Below are 17329 nucleotides of genomic sequence, written 5' to 3' on the forward strand. Positions count from 1 at the left end.
CATGACAAACGAAACCGTGGGAACGGCGCAAAACTTCGACTTTCAACTGGATGAATTTTATTTAGACCTGCAGGAAGACGGACGCAACATTTCCATTCTTTCTCCCGAAGAAATTGCGACCCGCCCCTTCCCCGGCCTGCGTCCGTTTAAAACCTCCGAATTTCAATTGTTCCGCGGCCGCAGCGGCCAGGCCGAAGAACTGATCAAACGCCTAAAACGCAACCGCTTTTTGGCGGTTATCGGCAGTTCGGGAACGGGCAAATCATCGCTCGTTCGCGCCGGTCTTATCCCCGAATTATTCGGCGGCTCGTTGCGCGAAGCCGGCAGCAAATGGAACATCGCCGTTTGCCGTCCGGGGAAAAATCCGGTCGCCAATTTGGCTATTGCTTTGTCGAGCGTTAAAGGCGAGAGCAAGAACAAAGAACTGCTGCACCAAAACTTTGAAACCATTGAGCCTTTGCTAAACAGTTCTCTGTTTGGGCTGTTGGAAGCAAACGAATTTATAAACGACGGAAACGGGAAAGACAATCAAACAAATTTGCTCATCATCGTTGACCAGTTTGAAGAAATTTTTCGCTACGACCGCAAAGACCTCGGCCGTGAAAACATTGAAAACCATTTCGTCAACCTTTTGTTGAAAGCCGCTGCCAACAGTGCCAGCCCGGTTTACGTCATCATCACCATGCGGTCGGAGTTTTTGGGCGACTGTGTGAAATACCGTGGCTTGCCCGAAGCCATCAACGAAGGCCAATATTTGGTCCCAGGCTTGAACCGCACACAATTGAAAGACGTGATTGAAGGCCCTATAAAAGCTGCGGGCAAAAGCATTGCGCCGGGCCTTGTGGAATTGTTGATTAACGAACTTGACGAAGCCAAAGCAAGAGAAAATTTAGACCAACTTCCAATTTTGCAACACGCCCTGATGCGTACCTATCAGGAAGCGACGCGGCAAGGTTCTACCGAAATAAATTACGAGCATTACCGGCGCATTGGCGGTATGGAAAAAGCGTTGGCGAATCATGCCAAAGAAAAGTTTGACGAACTGGGCGACGGCAACGAAAACGACAACGTTTATTCAAAGAAGCAAAAAATTGCCAAGATCATTTTCCAGGCCTTGACCGATGCCAGCACAGACTTAAAAGGCGGACGAAGGCCAACGGAACTAAAAAACATTTACGCCATTGCTACCGCCATTGGCGCTACGCAACGGGAAGTGGACGAAGTGATTGACAAGTTTCGCGACAACGAAACGTCGTTCATCATGCCGCCCATAAACACCGAGTTGCACGACGATTTGATCATGGACATTTCGCACGAAAGCCTGATGCGAAACTGGGATTCGCTAAAGGGCTGGATAGACGAAGAAGTGCGTTACGGAAAGTTTTACCAAAAGTTAAACGAGCGCCGCGAAGAAGAAGGCCAATTCATTCAGGGCAGTTTGTTGGCCGATTTGTTGAACTGGCGCGATAACTATCCGCATAACGCTGCTTGGGCCAGCCGTTATCACGATCTGCCGAAAGGCCAAAACAATGCCGCTGCGCAAGAAGATTTGTACCAGAAAAACCTGCTGTTTTTGCAACGCAGCGAAGAAGCCGCAGTCGCCGCAAAAGATGCCGAAAGAAAAATTATTGCCGAAGAAGAAAGACAGCAACGCGAAGAAGACCTGCGCTTGCAAAAAGAAAAAAGCCGCAAGCGGCTGATGTGGTTTTTAACCTCCGCTTTGCTGGTAGCCATTGGCCTTGTGTTTTGGGCTTTTTCGGAGATGAAAAATGCAGACAGGGAAAGAGAAAAAGCAAAAGCCAACTTCTCGATAGCAGAAGAACAACGCAAACGTGCCGTGGCCCTGAATACCGAATTGGTACGGCAAACAAAAGCCGCCGAAGGTGCACGAGAAGCTGCCGTTGGCTTTGCCAATAAATTAAACATTCAAACGCAGGAGTTGCAAAAAAAGAATACCGCATTAAACTATCAAAAAGGCATCATTCAGCAGAAGAGCATTTTGCTTGCGCAAAAAAGTGCGGAACTGGAACACAAAAAAATTGAACTGGAAAAACATCTGGCCGAAGGATGGCTTCACGGCCGCGAATTTTATACGTCCAAATCCACAAGCGCCAAAGAAAAAGACGCCATTGTTCCTTACTTGTTTACACAACCACTCAGCGAAGTGCGGATTGATTACAAAAAATACATCCGGCAGGATTTGTTGAATGAAGTGGATGCCGCTGTAAAAGCAAGGGATACCTTGCTGGAAGCGCCGGTAACGGGATTGCGCATGGCGAAAGCCGTTTGGGAACGCAACAAAAACCAACCGGTGATGCAGCTCGTTCTTCCCGAGATTTTCAAGAAGAACATTTTTCATGCCGCCAAAATAAACCTGTCGCAGGTTGACTTATTAACTTCCGACCCCTACGCTTACGCCACATCATCCGATGGAACCCGCTTTGGTTTTGCCGACAAAAACCAGATTGTTTTGGGACGTTTTTCCGGCGCTGAACCGGAAATCGAAAACCTGATTGAAACAAAATATGCCTTCTCAAACGGCAAAAGTGAAGAAGCGGAAACATCCATCAATGCCTTGTCGTTTGGAGCCGACAATACCGTTGCGGCTTTAATAAACGACAGCCTCGTGATGCAATGGAAAGGAAAAGAAAAGTCAAGGTTAATCACGCTGCGCGGATCGGAAGGGCTCACGACGTCGGAATTTTCACCCGATGCTTCATCACTTGTAACGGTGATGGAAGATACCGTGGTTCGCGTTTGGCCGGTGAGCAGCGGAAGAAACAACGGCGTTCTTTCTCCCGACACGGTAAAAAATTTCCGCGGTCTGAAGAATTTCCGGCAGGTAATTTTTTCATCCAATTCAAAAAAATTGTTGCTCGTGTTTGACAACGGCTTTGGCATTTACGACCTTGCGGCCAAAACCTTTCAAAAACAATCCGAACGATCCCGCTTTGGTACCGTTGCCAATTTCTCCGGCGACGGACGATTTGTGCTAATGACGGCGGCAAACCAACCCAACGTGCTTTCCGTTTGCAATCCTGAGAACGAAAAATGTTTAGACCTGCGCATTTTTTCATCTGTCAGCGACGACAATTTTTCAACGGCCCGTATAAACGATCTTTCGGTTTTGCCAAACTGGACAAAGCTCCTTGTGAACAAAGGCGGGACGCTTTTACTCTACGAGCGGGAGAACGGCGAAGCCTTGTATTCGGCTTCAGAATCTTATCGTGGCTACAACAACGCCGATTTTCGCAACATGCGCTCCCGCAAGCTTTTCAGCTTTGGCGAAGAAGTGATTAAAGCAAAATTTCTCGACAGTTCAACGGTAATTGCCCTGACCAGTGGCGGCAACACCTACATCTGGAAACTGAAACCGCCTTCTGCTTCGCTTGACGCCGCCTTTGAAGACGTTCGGCCTATCACCGATTTAAGCTTCAAAGAAAAAAAAGAAGAAGGCGAATTAACCTTTAGGCAAATCATGAGCAGCGGCCAGAAAAACTTGTTACAACAAGCCGGTGTTTATTATTCCGATATGGCCCTGAACAACGACACCCTTGCAACGGAAGAAGCAGATAAACTTGCAGACACTGCCAAGCGGATTTACAAACGATTGTCTGAAATTGACTCGGGATTTGCAGGCTATGGTGCGTTGAACAAACTAACAGCGTTGAACGAAAAGTTGTCATCGGACGAACAAGGCAAGCCCCGGCCCGATACGCTTACCCTAATTGAACTCTTGGGAGAAAACACCAAAACAAGAGAACAAATGCTGAAACTCCGGCCCGAAAGCATAGACAACCGTAACCTGCTTTCGCTCGATTACTGGAATCTTTCCTGGCTGTTGAACTTTAAAAAGCGTTATACCGTAGCCATCCAATGCGCAAAAAGAGGCGTTGAGCTAAATGCTGCCAACAACGGCATTTATACCAATCTGGCGATCGCCTATTTATTAAAAGGTGATTTTGTTGCTGCGGAAAAAGTTTATGCTCAATACAAAGACAGTCTTTATGCCGATGGTTCGGGTACGCAGTTTAAGGATTCGTTTTTAAAAGACCTGAACGACTTGCAAGCCGCAGATGTGATTACAAAAGATAACGCTCCTCTTTACAAAGAAATGCTGCGCATCAGAAACGACATACTCAAAGAATCCGACCGAACAAACCCGAAACCAAACAGCAAGATGGGTAAAAACATCAGCCGTCAATGAGCTGCAATTAACGGCATCTGTTTTGTTACTTTTACCGTTTATTGAAAACATGAAGACAATTTTACGCATTGCCCTTGCCCTTTTTTGCTCGATCACCTTGCTCCAATCCAACGCACAATTGACCGTTTTTGGCGGCGTACAACAAACATCGGCGCTGTACAACATTCGCGGTGTTAATCAAGCTACCGAAGCCAAACAAGGTTTCATTGCCGGTGTAGGATTGAAAACGTTGATTGAAGGCCCGGCTTATTTTTCACCCATGCTTTTTTACAGCCAAAAAGGTTACAAGGTTACGTTCGACCGCAAGGCTTATCCGCCAGATACCGGTGCCAAAAACAACAACACCACCATTCATACGCTTGAGCTGGCGCCGCTGATACAATTTAATTTTTCAAAAAAACCGAGCTACGTTTTTTTGCGCATCGGTCCATCCATTGATGTGTCGCTGAGCGGCACAGAAAGCTTTGATTCCACCAACGGCAAGCACATTTCGCAAAAAATGTTTTTTGATTTTGGCGGTTACGGTTATGCCGCGGCTTCGGCTGTCGTGCATTTGGGCTTTCAACACCAGAGCGGCTTTACTGCTTTTGCTTACTACCAGTATGGACTTAGCAATTTCAACAACGCGGATTTTGGCCCAGAGATTTTTCACCGCATTGGCGGCATAGCCGTGGGTTGGAAATTTGGCAGCAAACGGTGATTGAAACTAAGGTTGAAGATTGGAAAGAAGCTTTTGTTCCACGAGAAGAACGAAGACAATGCCCAGCGTATAAGCAAGCATATCGCCCCATTCAAAGGAACTTCCAAGAATGATACGAATGATGTTGTGGTTTTGAAAACCCAGGCGGTTGACAAGATGAAAATACTGCGCCGTTTCAATCGCGTAAGCAAAAAGCAAAACCGTCATTGCGAGCGGCAACGCTGGAATTTTCAAAAAGCTTTTTCCAAAACAATAAAGCAGTATCACAACCAAAAAATCGCCGGCATAGGGCCTGACGAAACGGTCGTGGGCAAAAAGCGCAATGGAAACTTCAACGACAAATAACAAGAAGGTTAAAAGAAAATAGCCAGGCCGGAAGGTTAGCATAAACTGGAGCGCTTAACTTTTTAAACTTTTGTTGTAAGATGCCGATTCACCTTTCGGTATTGAAAGAGATTGCCATTCGTTGTTCTTCATCCATCTTCCCAAATAAACAATCTGCCCCACGTGCGAGCTGTAATGAGCCAGCTGCCGGTTGATGGCGTCAACTACAAGCAATGGCTGCGAACGGATGGTGATGGTTTTCACCAAATCCTCTTCCTGCAAGGATTGCAAAGCGTCCAATACAATACGCCAACCTTCTTCCCACAGCGCCAACAATTGCTCCTTCGAGAGTTGTTGCGTTTCAAATTCAGCGTCACGCTGGCGCCAGGATTTTTCGCCGTCTTCGGTTAAAAAATTTGTCCAGCGACTGAGCATGTTGCCGTGAAGGTGTTGAATGATTACGGCAATATTGTTGGATGCTTCGTTGGGTTGACGAAGCATTTCTTCATCATTCAATTGCGCAAAGGTTTTATCGCCGAGCGATTTGTATTCTTTGAAACGTTTGATGGCGGAGGAAAGAAATTCGGTTGCAAGATTCATGAAACAAAGTTAGGCCCATCCCGACCTTCCCGGTAGGAAGGCCATCAACGCACAAAGCCTCGCCTGCCGGAGAAAGCTATTCATGGTCGTTGAAAAGCAAGGGTCTGTGTTTCGATGGCCTTCCCACCGGGAAGGTCGGGATGGGCCTAATAGCCTTCAGCGTCATCATCTCCCCTGTTGTCGGCTACGGCTTCAAAACTGCCATTGGGCAAAACTTTAATCACTTCGGTGCGGCCGATGCTTCCTCTTTCGGTAACGGTATATCCCATCTTTTGCAAAGCAGACCGCACGGCCGTTGGGAAACTTTTTTCAACAAACACTTCATCGGGCAACCATTGATGGTGAAACTTGGGACCGTACACTGCGTCTTCCGTGCTCAGGCCAAAATCAACAATGTCCACAACGGTTTGAAAAACCGAGGTTGGGATCGTTGTTCCGCCGGGCGTTCCGACGACTAAAAACGGTTTGCCGTTTTGCAGCACAACCGTTGGCGCCATAGAGCTTAACATACGCTTGCCGGGAGCAATGGCATTGGCTTCACCACCCACCGCGCCGTACAAATTGGGCACGCCGGGCTTGGCGCTGAAATCATCCATTTCATCGTTCAAAAAAAAACCAGCACCGCCCACAACCGTTTTGCTTCCGTAAGAATTGTTGAGCGTTGTGGTGACAGAAACACAGTTGCCGTCCTTGTCAATCACACTTAAATGCGTGGTTTGCTCGCTTACTTTTTTTAAACCCGGCTTGGTAATCTGGCTGCTGCCCGCAATGCCCGGACGATAATCTTTCATGCGCTCTTTCAAATAAGCATCATCGGTGAGTTGCACCTGCGGAACCTTGTAAAAATCTGCATCGCCCATGTACTCCGCACGGTCGGCATAAGCGCGGCGTTCAGCTTCCACCATCAGTTGCACAGCGTCCGGCGAATTGTAACCGTAGGTCGCGATGGGTTTATCTTCAATCATCTTCATCATTTGATGCAGTAGCGTGCCGCCGCTGCTCGGCATCGGCATGCCAACAATTGTATAGCCTTTATAGGTAAACTGATGCGGCTCACGCCATTTAGCCGTGTAGGATTTTAAATCGTTCAACGTAATGATGCCGCTACCACGCTTCATTTCTTCTACAATTAACGCCGCTGTCTGGCCTTCGTAAAAACCGGCTGCGCCGTTGTCGCGAATGCGTTTTAATGTATTTGCCAAATCGGTTTGTATCAAAGTATCTCCGGCATTCCATTGTATTCCTTTTTGAAAAGCCGTGGCGGTGGTGTTGTATTTTTTCAACTCCGCCTGCAAACTGTTTAATGACGCGGCTTCTCTTTCGGTAATCACATAGCCTTTTTCGGCAAGGTCAATGGCGGGCTGGATAAGCTTTGCAAACGGAAGCTTTGCGTACTTCATTGTCTCAAACAAACCGGCAATTGTTCCGGGCACACCGGCAGCAAGATGTCCGTTAATGCTTCTGCCTTCGATCACGTTGCCCCCAGCATCAAGATACATATCGCGGCTTGCGGCTGCGGGTGCTGATTCGCGGTAATCAAGCGCCACTGTTTCGCCGTTGCTTCTTCTTCCAACCAAAAAGCCGCCGCCGCCAATGTTCCCCGCATTTGGATAAACAACGGCCAGCGCCAGTTGTGTGGCAACGGCCGCGTCAAAAGCATTGCCGCCGTTTTTCATAACGGCTACGCCGACTTTGCTTGCCAACGGATGAGCCGATGCCACCGCACCATTTGCAACCGTTGCCTTTTTGCTGATGTTGTATTGATAAGGATTGACGGCGCCGTTTGCACCGACGATATTTTTTGTAGTGTGGCAAGAAAAAAGAAGAGCCGTTCCGACGAGAAACAAATAGAATCTTCGCATAGACTGAAGGGGTGATGAATTACAAACTTAATCCCAAAATGAATACGGCTTGCGGCTGTTGCTCCCGATCGGGAACGGCTTCTTTGCAACGCCGCGCATCGTTAATTTGCGCCGCAGCTACGGCGCAAGCAGCACATCAACATTTCCCCTTGTCCGTATTCTTTGAGGCGTTGGAAATTTCATCCTTCGTTACTTTTAATTAAAACCACGCGTATGAAACCAGTTAGCCAGCTTCCCTTGCGAACACTGTTCTTCGTTTCTTTCTTTCTTGCCAGCCTGTTTTCTTTAGCACAAAACGTTACGGTAAGAGGCGCGGTAAAGGACGCCAACGGCCAGGCTTTGTCCGGTGCTTCGGTAACGGTACAAGGTGCGTCAAAAGGCACGGTGGCAGATAACAGCGGCAATTATTCGCTTTCGCTTGCACCGGGTAAATACACCCTTGTGGTTACGTACGTAGGCTACCTCACGCAGCGCACCGACGTTACGGTAGGGCAATCGGGAGCGGTGCAGGATTTTATTTTGGCCGGTGCCGGTGAATTAAACACCGTTACGGTTGTTGGTTCGCGCAGCGTGGCCCGCACAAGAACAGAAACACCCGTTCCCGTTGATGTGATTCCATTAGCGCAAGTAGTGAACGAAATTGGGCAAGTGGACCTGAACCAGATCATGAATTACATAGCCCCGTCTTTTCAATCGGCAAGGCAAACCATCGCCGACGGAACCGATCACTTAGACCCTGCACAATTAAGAGGTCTTGGAACAGACCAGGTTTTGGTGTTGATCAATGGCAAACGCCGTCACCAGGCCGCACTGGTAAACGTAAACGGAACGGTGAACCGCGGGCAAACCAACACGGACCTCAGCGCCATTCCGGCTACGGCCATTGAGCGGATTGAAATTCTTCGCGACGGCGCTTCGGCGCAATACGGTTCCGACGCCATTGCAGGTGTCATCAACATTGTATTGAAAAGGAGAACGGGTTTACTTGAAGCCAGCAGCAGCTATGGCTTTTACGATACAAAATATCCAAAGAACTATGCGCTGTACAAGATTCAGGGCAAAAGCGATGACCCTAACGTGAGAGTAACCGACGGCGGAACCTTTCAGGGTTCGCTTGGTTATGGCTTCAACATTGGCAAAGGTTATTTGACGCTGAACGGCGAATACATCAGCCGCGAGGCCACCAACAGAACGGGCACGTACACGGGTCAAATTTTTCCCAGCGTAAACGGACAAAACCGCGATGATTCCATTATGAATGGCCGTGGCATTAACCGAAACACGTTTGACATCAGGGCTGGTAACTCGCAAATGAAAGGCGGCGCCCTGTTTTACAATTTTGCTTTGCCGGTAGGCAAGAACGGTGAGGTTTATGCCTTTGGTGGCTACAGCAAAAAAGACGGCAACTCCGCCGGCTTGTACCGTTATCCGAGTAGCGTTGTTCTGGCATCGAACGCGGGCAAATATGCTTCGAATGTGTTTGCCATGTACCCCAACGGTTTTCTTCCCAACATCAATACAAAGATTGCCGACTTTTCAACCGCCGTTGGTTATCGTACAAAAATTAAAGGATGGAATTTTGACATCAGCAACAGCTTTGGCCAAAACACGTTTGATTTTGGCGTAAGCAATTCCGTTAACTACTCGCAATTTGCTGTTAACTCAAGCCCGCAAACAACCTTCGATGCCGGCGGCTTGAAGTTTTGGCAAAACACCAGCAATGCGGACGTTGCCAAGAGATATGATGTGTTGCGAGGACTGAACGTGGCCGCCGGTCTTGAATACCGCATTGATGCTTTCGGCATTCGCAGCGGCGAAGAAGCCTCGTACAAAAACTACGACGTACCGTCGGGTGTTGGTCCGGGCGCACAGGTTTTTCCCGGTTTTGTCAACACCATCGGCGATACGAAAACACGCAACGCAAAAGCCGTTTACGTAGATCTTGAACAGGATTTTACAAAAGCATTCTTGTTAACGGGAGCTCTCCGCTATGAGAATTACAGCGACTTTGGCTCGACCTTTAATTACAAATTCAGCACGAGAGTAAAAGTGGTGGATTGGTTCAATCTCCGCGGTTCGGTTAGTACCGGTTTTCGTGCACCGTCCATGCAGCAGAAGTATTATGCAAAGACCAACACTTTGTTCATTACGCAAGGCGGAAGCTTAACGCCGGTACAGGCCGGAACCTTTACCAACGACAGCCCGCTAGCCGGATTGCTTGGCATTCCAAAACTGAAACAGGAAACAAGCCAAAGCTATTCGTTTGGCTTTACCGCAAAGCCTTTCAGCGGTTTTGAACTCACCTTTGACGCCTACCAGATTGACATTAAAAACCGCATCATTCTTACCAACAATTTCAACGGCAACACCAGCGCACAAATCAAACAAATTCTGGACGCACAAGGTGCTACTACGGCCAACTTTTTTACCAATGCCATTGATACTAGGGCGAGAGGTTTTGAAGCCGTGGCTTCTTACAACAAAACCTTTTTGAAGAAGCATTCCTTGCGCACGGTATTGGCCCTCAACATTACCGACAACCAGGTAAAAAAAGACGCAGCCGGCAAGCCGATTATTCACGCTTCGGATATTTTGGTCAACGGCGGACAATTGGGAAACTATTTCAGCCGCGAAGACCAAAGCCGCATCGAAGTGGCCAATCCAAAAGACAAATTGAGTTTATCGTTTGAATACAAGTACAGCAGGTTCGGAGCCATGCTCCGGTTTGTGCATTTTGGGGTGGTTCAATATCTTGATGCCAGCACGACGCCGATTGCTAACGCTTTTGACAACAATACACTGGAAAGTCTCGACCAGGATTTCTCGGCAAAAACAGTTACGGATCTTTCGCTTTCTTACGACGTTTTAAAATCTTTGCGTCTCACAATCGGTGCAAACAATTTATTTGACGTTTATCCCGATGTACAAACCCACAGCAGCAACCAAAGCCTTGGCCGTTTTGTGTACAGCCGTCGGGTACAACAGATGGGCTTTAACGGCGCTTATTATTTTGCACGTTTGAAACTGACATTGCCCACAGGCAAATAATCTGCTTTTGCAACCGTAAACAAAAAGCCGTCGCAAAACGACGGCTTTTTGTTTTGAGAAGCTTATTTGTACCGGGCATAAATTTCGCCGGCCTTTACTGCGCAATGTCGTTCGTTACTTCGACGTTTAGCGTTCGCTGTTCATCTGTTCCATTGTTCTTTCCACTCCATGCCCACAACAAAAATGCGGGCATCGCTTTCCCCCAGCTTTGCACATCGTGCCGTCCGTTTTCGTAATTCACGTAACGAATATCTTGTTCTTGTTTATAACCCAAACGCTCCAGTTCTTTTATCAGGTCAAGCGTATCGTCAATGGAATCAATAATGCCGTTGTTATTGCGGTCGGCGGTTTCGTCTTGAGAGCCGGTCATGAAATAAAAACGCAAGTTCGGCTGGTGTTCGCCGTTGCGGATTTGCTGGTGCATGATGCGGTGTTGGTTATCGTCGTAACCTTCGCCCACATCTTTACTGCGCCACCAAAACGAACCGGAAAAAACACCAACTGTTGAAAACAATCCGGGATGATTCCAGGCCGTGTCCAATGCGGATAACCCGCCAAGGGAAAAACCCGCGATGGCTTTTTCTTGGAAAGCATCAACGCGGTATTCTTTATGCAAAAACGGGATCAATTCGTCAACGATAAATTGCTGGTAAGCCTTTGACCGTTTGCCACGCCCCGCGTAGTCCAAAACGTTGGCCGTTCCGTATTCATCGCGGCGGTATTTGTTGCAATGAAGCCCCACGCAAAGCAGCGGCGCAATTTGTCCCGACGACAAAAGGCCATCAAGCGTTGGTGCAAAAGGCATGTCTTCCAAATCCTGTCCGTCGTTGATGATGAGCAACGAAAGTTCTGAAGGATCAGAAATGTTTTTGGGAAGGTAAACGTCGGCAATGACGTAGCGGTTTAAGTGCAAAGAAGCTACCGCACGTTGTTCTACAAGGATAGTGGATAAATTTTGAAGAAGCATAAGGCCAAATATAGGCGCGGACTTTGCGAAACAAAAATTTGCAGGGTCAAAACTATTTTTTCGGCTTTGTTTTATATTGTACTTTGAAGGCATTGATCAGGACATTAAACATCTTACCATGAAAAAGATCGGCATCTTGTTTGGCCAGGAACGCAGCTTTCCAATGGCTTTTATTGAACGGGTAAACAGCAAAGGCATTGACGGAATTGTAGCAGAACCGGTACGCATTGACAAAGTAGTGCAGGGCGAGCCCGCAGGTTACGCGGTTATCATTGACCGGATTTCACAAGACGTACAGTTTTACCGGACCTTTTTAAAAAACGCGGCGCTTACCGGCACAGCCGTCATCAACAATCCTTTTTGGTGGAGCGCCGACGATAAATTTTTCAACAACTGCCTGATGACGCAGGTCGGCGTACCCATTCCAAAAACCGTCATCCTCCCCTCTTACGAAATGCCTACGGATACAAAACCGGAATCTTTTTCCAACCTTGCGTACCCACTGGATTGGGAAGGAATTTTTAATTACGTGGGCTTTCCGGCTTACATGAAACCTTATGCGGGCGGCGGTTGGAAGAACGTTTACAAGTTGCATGACAAAGATGATTTCTATGCCAAGCATGCAGAAACCGGACAACTTGTGATGTTGCTACAGGAGGAAATTATTTTTGAAGAGTATTACCGTTGTTATTGCATTGGCGGCAAGCATGTACGCATCATGCCTTACGAACCGCGCAACCCGCATCATCTGCGTTATCAGGCGAATTTCTCTCCTTCACCTGAACGGCACAAATTGATGGAGGACATTGTTCTCCGTATCAATAAATATTTGGGTTACGATTTTAATACGGTTGAATTGGCGCTGCGCGACGGCGTTCCTTACGCCATAGATTTTGGCAATCCCGCTCCCGATGCGGAACGCAGCGGCGTGGGCGAAGAAAACTTTGAATGGGTAGTAGAAACCGCGGCCAATTACGCCATTGAAAGAGCACAGGCGCAAAAAGACGGCGCGGACAATTTAACCTGGGGCGAGTACGTGAAACGCGGTGCGGCAAAACAACCGTTGGCATAATGAGTTTGTGGTTTGTGGTTCACGTGACGAACACTGAAGGTTTCACTTTTGTAATTTGTTTAAAACAAAAGCGAAACAAAAATCAACACGAAACCACCAACCACAAACCACCAACCACAAACCTCAAACTTTTACATGGCGAACCTGAATTATAAAACCTTCACCCTCGGCGTAGAAGAAGAATACATGGTGATGGACCCTGCAAGCAAGGAACTGAAAAGTCACGAGCAAAAGATTGTGCAGGAAGGACAAAAGATGATTAAAGACAAAGTAAAAGCCGAGATGCACCAGGCCGTGGTGGAAGTGGGCACGGACATTTGCGCAGACATTGAAGAAGCACACCGCGACGTAAGCACCTTGCGGAGGACTATTTCCGACATTGCCGGCAGCCTTGGTTACGCAATGGGTGCAGCCGGCACGCATCCTTTTAGTCATTGGGAAAGCCAACTCATTACCGACCACGTTCGCTACAATGAAATTGTGAATGAGTTGCAGGAAGCCGCCCGCAGTAATTTGATTTTTGGCTTGCACGTACACGTGGGCATGGAAACAAGAGAGATGGCCAATCACATTGCAAATTCAACACGGTATTTTTTACCGCACGTATATGCACTCAGCACCAACTCGCCTTTTTGGGAAGGACGCAAAACAGGTTATAAATCTTTTCGCACAAAAGTCTTCGACAAGTTTCCCCGCACCGGCATTCCCGAAGCTTTTGAAAGCATAGAAGCCTACGACAATTACGTGAAGTTGTTGATGAAAACAAACTGCATTGACAACGCAAAAAAAATCTGGTGGGACTTAAGGGTGCATCCATTTTTCAACACTGTGGAATTTCGCATTTGCGACGTACCGATGACGGTTGATGAAACAATTGCCATTGCGGCTTTGTTCCAGGCCATCTGCGCAAAAATTTACAAGCTTCGCCAGCAGAACATGAACTTCATTCAGTATCCGCGTCCACTGATCAATGAAAACAAATGGCGGGCCGGCCGCTACGGCATTGATGGTTATTTGATTGACTTTGGCAAGGAGGAAGAAGTGAACACAAGAGTATTGATTTACGAATTGCTTGACTTTGTTGATGACGTGGTTGACCATCTTGGTTCGCGCCAGCGCATTGGTTACGTACACAAGATGCTTGAACGCGGCACCGGCGCTGACCGCCAGTTGGCCGTGTATGAACAGGCTACCAATTTAAAATCGGTAGCCGATTATATACACTCGCAATTTTTGGAGGGCTTAACTTAAAAATCACATGCGCACCGCTTTATTTTTGATTACCTTGTTTGTGGCATCCGACTAAGAACTGACTCTTCCCCTACTGCACCGGCTGTTCGTTCGTACAACCACAAACAACGTTCATGGCACGCATCTTCAACATTTATTTTATGCACCAAGACGAACTGCACAACGCAATCGTCTCGGTGCGTTCTACGCCGCTTTACACTGAATATATTTTAGGAAACCTCGACGTTGAACTGCGCAGCCTTCTTCCGGGAAACTGCATTCTTTTAGAACCGGCCGGCACACTTTTTTTTAAAGACGCAAACGAGAAACATTCCACGCAACTGATGAATGCCATCATTCAAAGTCTTAACAAGCACCTGGAAACCAACCACACATCGTTTTAGCAAAGGCAAGCATTATCAGAAGAAATCCTCTCGTCTTTCTTGGGTCTATTCTACTGCTTTTGCATCAGGAAAAGATATTCAACGTGACGGCCGTCGCTGTTTACCCATTCGTGCGTCCAACGCATGTTGGCCATCACATTTTTTTTGTAATCAATCTCTTTGGCTTTAATCAATTTGCCACCTGTGTTCAGAATATCGTACAGTTCTTCTTTCGTTGTGCGTCCGCCAGAACTGTAAGAAAGCAAAACATAGTTCGCCTTTGTCTCGTTCACAAGTTTGCGCACGGCTTGCATGGCAATGAAATGCCCGTTTTCGTCTTTTCGAAATTCTTCAAAAACCGATGCGGCCACTTCGTCCCTTGAATCCTCGCGTCGAGCGGCTTTGCCAAACAAGAGCGGCTTGTCGTTTAGTATAACCGAAGTCCAGATGTGATAATAGGAATTATAACGAACGCGGCTCGGCGGCATCTTTTCGTTATTCGAACCGTAAGGCGGATCGAAGTATGCAAGATCGAATTTCTCTTTTTTGATTGTTTCAAAAATGTCGCCTCTCATCACGCGGTTTTCCTGTTCATTAATGAACAACTTCGGAACTTTTAGCACAAGGTCTTTGTGTGAACGCGACGACCACTCGGACAAATAAGCCGCATAATGACCAAGCGTACTGTCAACCGAATCAAGTGCAAGAATCAAGCTTGCTAACGCAATGGCTTTCTCAACTTCAGGCAAATTGAGCCGGTCTATTTCGTCGCGGATGGCGTCCAGCTTTTTTGTGTTTTTCAGTTGGAAAGGATATTTCTTTCCGTTGTTTTCGGCAGCACCGTAATGCTCCGAAAACCAACCCTCGTAACCATTCAAACCATTTAAGTGATCAATCAGGCTTTGATAATATTTCGGTTCTTCTTTGTTCAGCAGGTAGGCTTTTGCAAAGGTTTCAGACCAAACGGAAACGTCGTTCGACGTGGTGACAAAATCGTTTTTTGCAAAGGCCTGGCTTACCCTTGTTGAACCGCTAAAACCATCGAGTATAGTTTTAACGGGCAGGCCTTCAACAATGTCTAAAATCTGCGGAATAATTTTAAGCTTGGAACCGGCGTATTTGATGCCTTCGGTTTGCGGCACGTGAAGTTTTTTTTCACCGCCCGATGGCAAGTCCTCGTTCTTCATTGCACTTTCGTTCATTCCTGACTTTTAAAAGGCGGCCGCTTTTGTTTGAACAATTCGAAAAAGTTTAAGCCGCAAACAACTACGTTGTCAACGATTTAAATTCACACCAAAATACAGAAAGCCTTTAGAACAAATTTGAAGAAAGGAAAGGAACGGCAATTATGTTACTTTATTCCGCACCAATTATCGCGGCAAATTTTTCCCTGAATATTTTCTGCTGTCCGCTTCCGGGAAAAGGCAAGCGTTCGTTAATTACGTTATAGCCTTGTTGCGTTAAGAAAGGATAGCATAAATCAAAAACGGCCGTTTGAATGAGAACGATGGGCGTTTGTTTTATGATGTATTTCTCCAGTCGCGGAAGCAAACCGGGTAAATCATCTTCAAGTGAAAGGCCGCTTACGTCGAAAGGCACTTCGGCTACTGTCATCAACCACCAACCATCACTTTGAAATTGCAGGAGCAATTCTTCTTTCAATTCTGTTTTCCTTCCTGACTTTAAGTAACGCTGTTTTAGATCGGGATACAAAACGCCGGTGATTTCTAAAAACAAGGCGTCTTGCTTTTTCACGTCTTCAAAATAAAAATACCGGTCAAGATTGCAGGGCGGTGCTTCGGTGAGAAGCAAGGTTTGAATCTTTGCCGGTTTGTATTTGTTACGGGCAAGTGCGTAAACGTCTTTGAGGAATTCGGTATCGGAGTGATTAATGGCCATGAACGTTTCGTAAAACTTTGTACAGAAATGGGCTAATGTCTACCGGCTTGCCGCAGTGAGGGGAGTCGGTGATCCGTCAGCTTAAATTTAGTAATAGAGCTCCATAGAATCGTTTTGCATGGCTCATATTCTTCAAGCCTGCATTGTGGCAAGCCGATGTTGTGCATAATCTCAGTAGACAGTTTTTATAATTGTTTCAACACCTGATATTAACTCGTCAACTTCTTCCACTTTTGGATCCCTTGTTTTGTTATGGTCACATAAATTTCTGATATCACCTAAATGCTGAATTTTCCTCCACGTTGGAGTATCGTATACACCTGCAGATTTAAGGTTATCATTAAAGTCGCAAATAGAAGGATTCTTTTTTGCAGTTTTCAAGTTATGGTTAGTCAGAACTTGTCCTAGGTGTTTTTCAAGTACGACTCCGGCAATTGCACCTGCACCTCTTGAGAACTTGTTTTTATTTAATTCCTTTGCCGCTTCTAATTCGCTGTCAAATAGATCGGCCTGGACTAATTGTGCAATGTCAAAAAGAGTGCTTTCAAATCTTTTTTCGATTGATTTTAGAATATTTAACTGTTGTTCAAACTGTGGTATTGCAGATTCAGTCCCAACTTTTATTTCTCCGGAAAAACTATTTGTAACTCTTAATCCTTGGAGGTAATCTTCGATTACATAATTGCCGTATAATATTTCTTTTCTCGCTTTGGGCTTTTCATAAAGCTTTATAAAATCAGCTAGCCTATCGGGCAACAGTTGCTTTATTAAAATCAATGACTCAGAATACCAACTTTGATATTCACTTTTAAAAGCTCGAATTTTACTTATGTAATCTTTGGTTTTCTTCGCATCCTTTAATGCACCTTTTATTTGCTTTTCTATAATTTCTGGGTAACATTCATATTTCATAGCTATATCTAAGTTGTTACCTCTTTCAAGCAAAAGCTTCAAATCATTTTTGTATTTGTCAATATTTCTCATAATGAATTAGAACGACCTCTGGATTAAGCACAACAGTTGTATTTATGCACTTT

Annotated in this window: 13 protein-coding genes; 6 read left to right on the top strand and 7 right to left on the bottom strand. The window is 46.3% G+C overall.

Annotated elements, in window-relative coordinates; all coding sequences use genetic code 11:
- Nucleotide 1: 1 nt before the first annotated feature.
- Entirely contained in the window at nt 2-4207 is a 4206-nt protein-coding gene (locus FSB75_RS06485; RefSeq protein ID WP_146784494.1) for an nSTAND1 domain-containing NTPase, read from the top strand.
- A 49-nt stretch (nt 4208-4256) separates the two neighbouring features.
- On the top strand, nt 4257-4907 hold the full coding sequence (locus FSB75_RS06490) for an outer membrane beta-barrel protein (protein WP_146784497.1): 651 nt from the start codon (nt 4257-4259) through the stop codon (nt 4905-4907).
- Between the two features lie 6 nt (nt 4908-4913).
- Here FSB75_RS06490 and FSB75_RS06495 read toward each other — a convergent pair whose 3' ends face one another.
- The 3 genes from FSB75_RS06495 to ggt all read right to left on the bottom strand — a co-directional run bounded on the left by FSB75_RS06495 (nt 4914) and on the right by ggt (nt 7693).
- A complete protein-coding gene (locus FSB75_RS06495; RefSeq protein WP_146784500.1) occupies nt 4914-5294 on the bottom strand; it encodes a ribosomal maturation YjgA family protein in 381 nt (126 codons plus the stop codon).
- Nucleotides 5295-5306: 12 nt separating this feature from the next.
- Nucleotides 5307-5831, bottom strand: coding sequence for a DUF1572 family protein (locus FSB75_RS06500; RefSeq protein ID WP_146784504.1), 525 nt, complete (start codon nt 5829-5831; stop codon nt 5307-5309).
- Nucleotides 5832-5977: 146 nt separating this feature from the next.
- Nucleotides 5978-7693: a gamma-glutamyltransferase gene (ggt, locus tag FSB75_RS06505; RefSeq protein ID WP_146784507.1), complete on the bottom strand. Its 1716-nt coding sequence runs from the start codon at nt 7691-7693 to the stop codon at nt 5978-5980.
- A 213-nt stretch (nt 7694-7906) separates the two neighbouring features.
- Here ggt and FSB75_RS06510 point away from each other — a divergent pair, with 213 nt between their 5' ends.
- Nucleotides 7907-10741 carry a TonB-dependent receptor gene (locus FSB75_RS06510; protein WP_146784510.1) on the top strand — a complete coding sequence of 945 codons (2835 nt, stop codon included), beginning with the start codon at nt 7907-7909 and terminating at the stop codon, nt 10739-10741.
- Nucleotides 10742-10835: 94 nt separating this feature from the next.
- On the opposite strand, the gene FSB75_RS06515 is transcribed toward FSB75_RS06510, so the two are convergent.
- Nucleotides 10836-11708, bottom strand: coding sequence for an alpha/beta hydrolase (locus FSB75_RS06515; protein WP_146784513.1), 873 nt, complete (start codon nt 11706-11708; stop codon nt 10836-10838).
- A gap of 118 nt (nt 11709-11826) precedes the next feature.
- On the opposite strand from FSB75_RS06515, the gene FSB75_RS06520 reads away from it, so the two are divergent.
- From FSB75_RS06520 to FSB75_RS06530, 3 genes are all read left to right on the top strand, one after another.
- On the top strand, nt 11827-12780 hold the full coding sequence (locus FSB75_RS06520) for an ATP-grasp domain-containing protein (RefSeq protein ID WP_146784516.1): 954 nt from the start codon (nt 11827-11829) through the stop codon (nt 12778-12780).
- 135 nt (nt 12781-12915) lie between these two features.
- Nucleotides 12916-14031 carry a carboxylate-amine ligase gene (locus FSB75_RS06525; RefSeq protein ID WP_146784519.1) on the top strand — a complete coding sequence of 372 codons (1116 nt, stop codon included), beginning with the start codon at nt 12916-12918 and terminating at the stop codon, nt 14029-14031.
- Nucleotides 14032-14144: 113 nt separating this feature from the next.
- Nucleotides 14145-14414 carry a hypothetical protein gene (locus FSB75_RS06530; protein WP_146784522.1) on the top strand — a complete coding sequence of 90 codons (270 nt, stop codon included), beginning with the start codon at nt 14145-14147 and terminating at the stop codon, nt 14412-14414.
- A 50-nt stretch (nt 14415-14464) separates the two neighbouring features.
- Here FSB75_RS06530 and FSB75_RS06535 read toward each other — a convergent pair whose 3' ends face one another.
- The 3 genes from FSB75_RS06535 to FSB75_RS06545 all read right to left on the bottom strand — a co-directional run bounded on the left by FSB75_RS06535 (nt 14465) and on the right by FSB75_RS06545 (nt 17276).
- Nucleotides 14465-15595 carry a DNA adenine methylase gene (locus FSB75_RS06535; protein ID WP_227990803.1) on the bottom strand — a complete coding sequence of 377 codons (1131 nt, stop codon included), beginning with the start codon at nt 15593-15595 and terminating at the stop codon, nt 14465-14467.
- Nucleotides 15596-15749: 154 nt separating this feature from the next.
- Nucleotides 15750-16292 carry a hypothetical protein gene (locus tag FSB75_RS06540; protein ID WP_146784525.1) on the bottom strand — a complete coding sequence of 181 codons (543 nt, stop codon included), beginning with the start codon at nt 16290-16292 and terminating at the stop codon, nt 15750-15752.
- A gap of 171 nt (nt 16293-16463) precedes the next feature.
- Nucleotides 16464-17276, bottom strand: a complete 813-nt coding sequence (locus FSB75_RS06545) for a hypothetical protein (protein ID WP_227990804.1) — start codon at nt 17274-17276, stop codon at nt 16464-16466.
- Between the last annotated feature and the right edge of the window lie 53 nt (nt 17277-17329).

The sequence above is a fragment of the Flavisolibacter ginsenosidimutans genome, from assembly GCF_007970805.1.
Taxonomy (GTDB): Bacteria; Bacteroidota; Bacteroidia; order Chitinophagales; family Chitinophagaceae; genus Flavisolibacter; species Flavisolibacter ginsenosidimutans.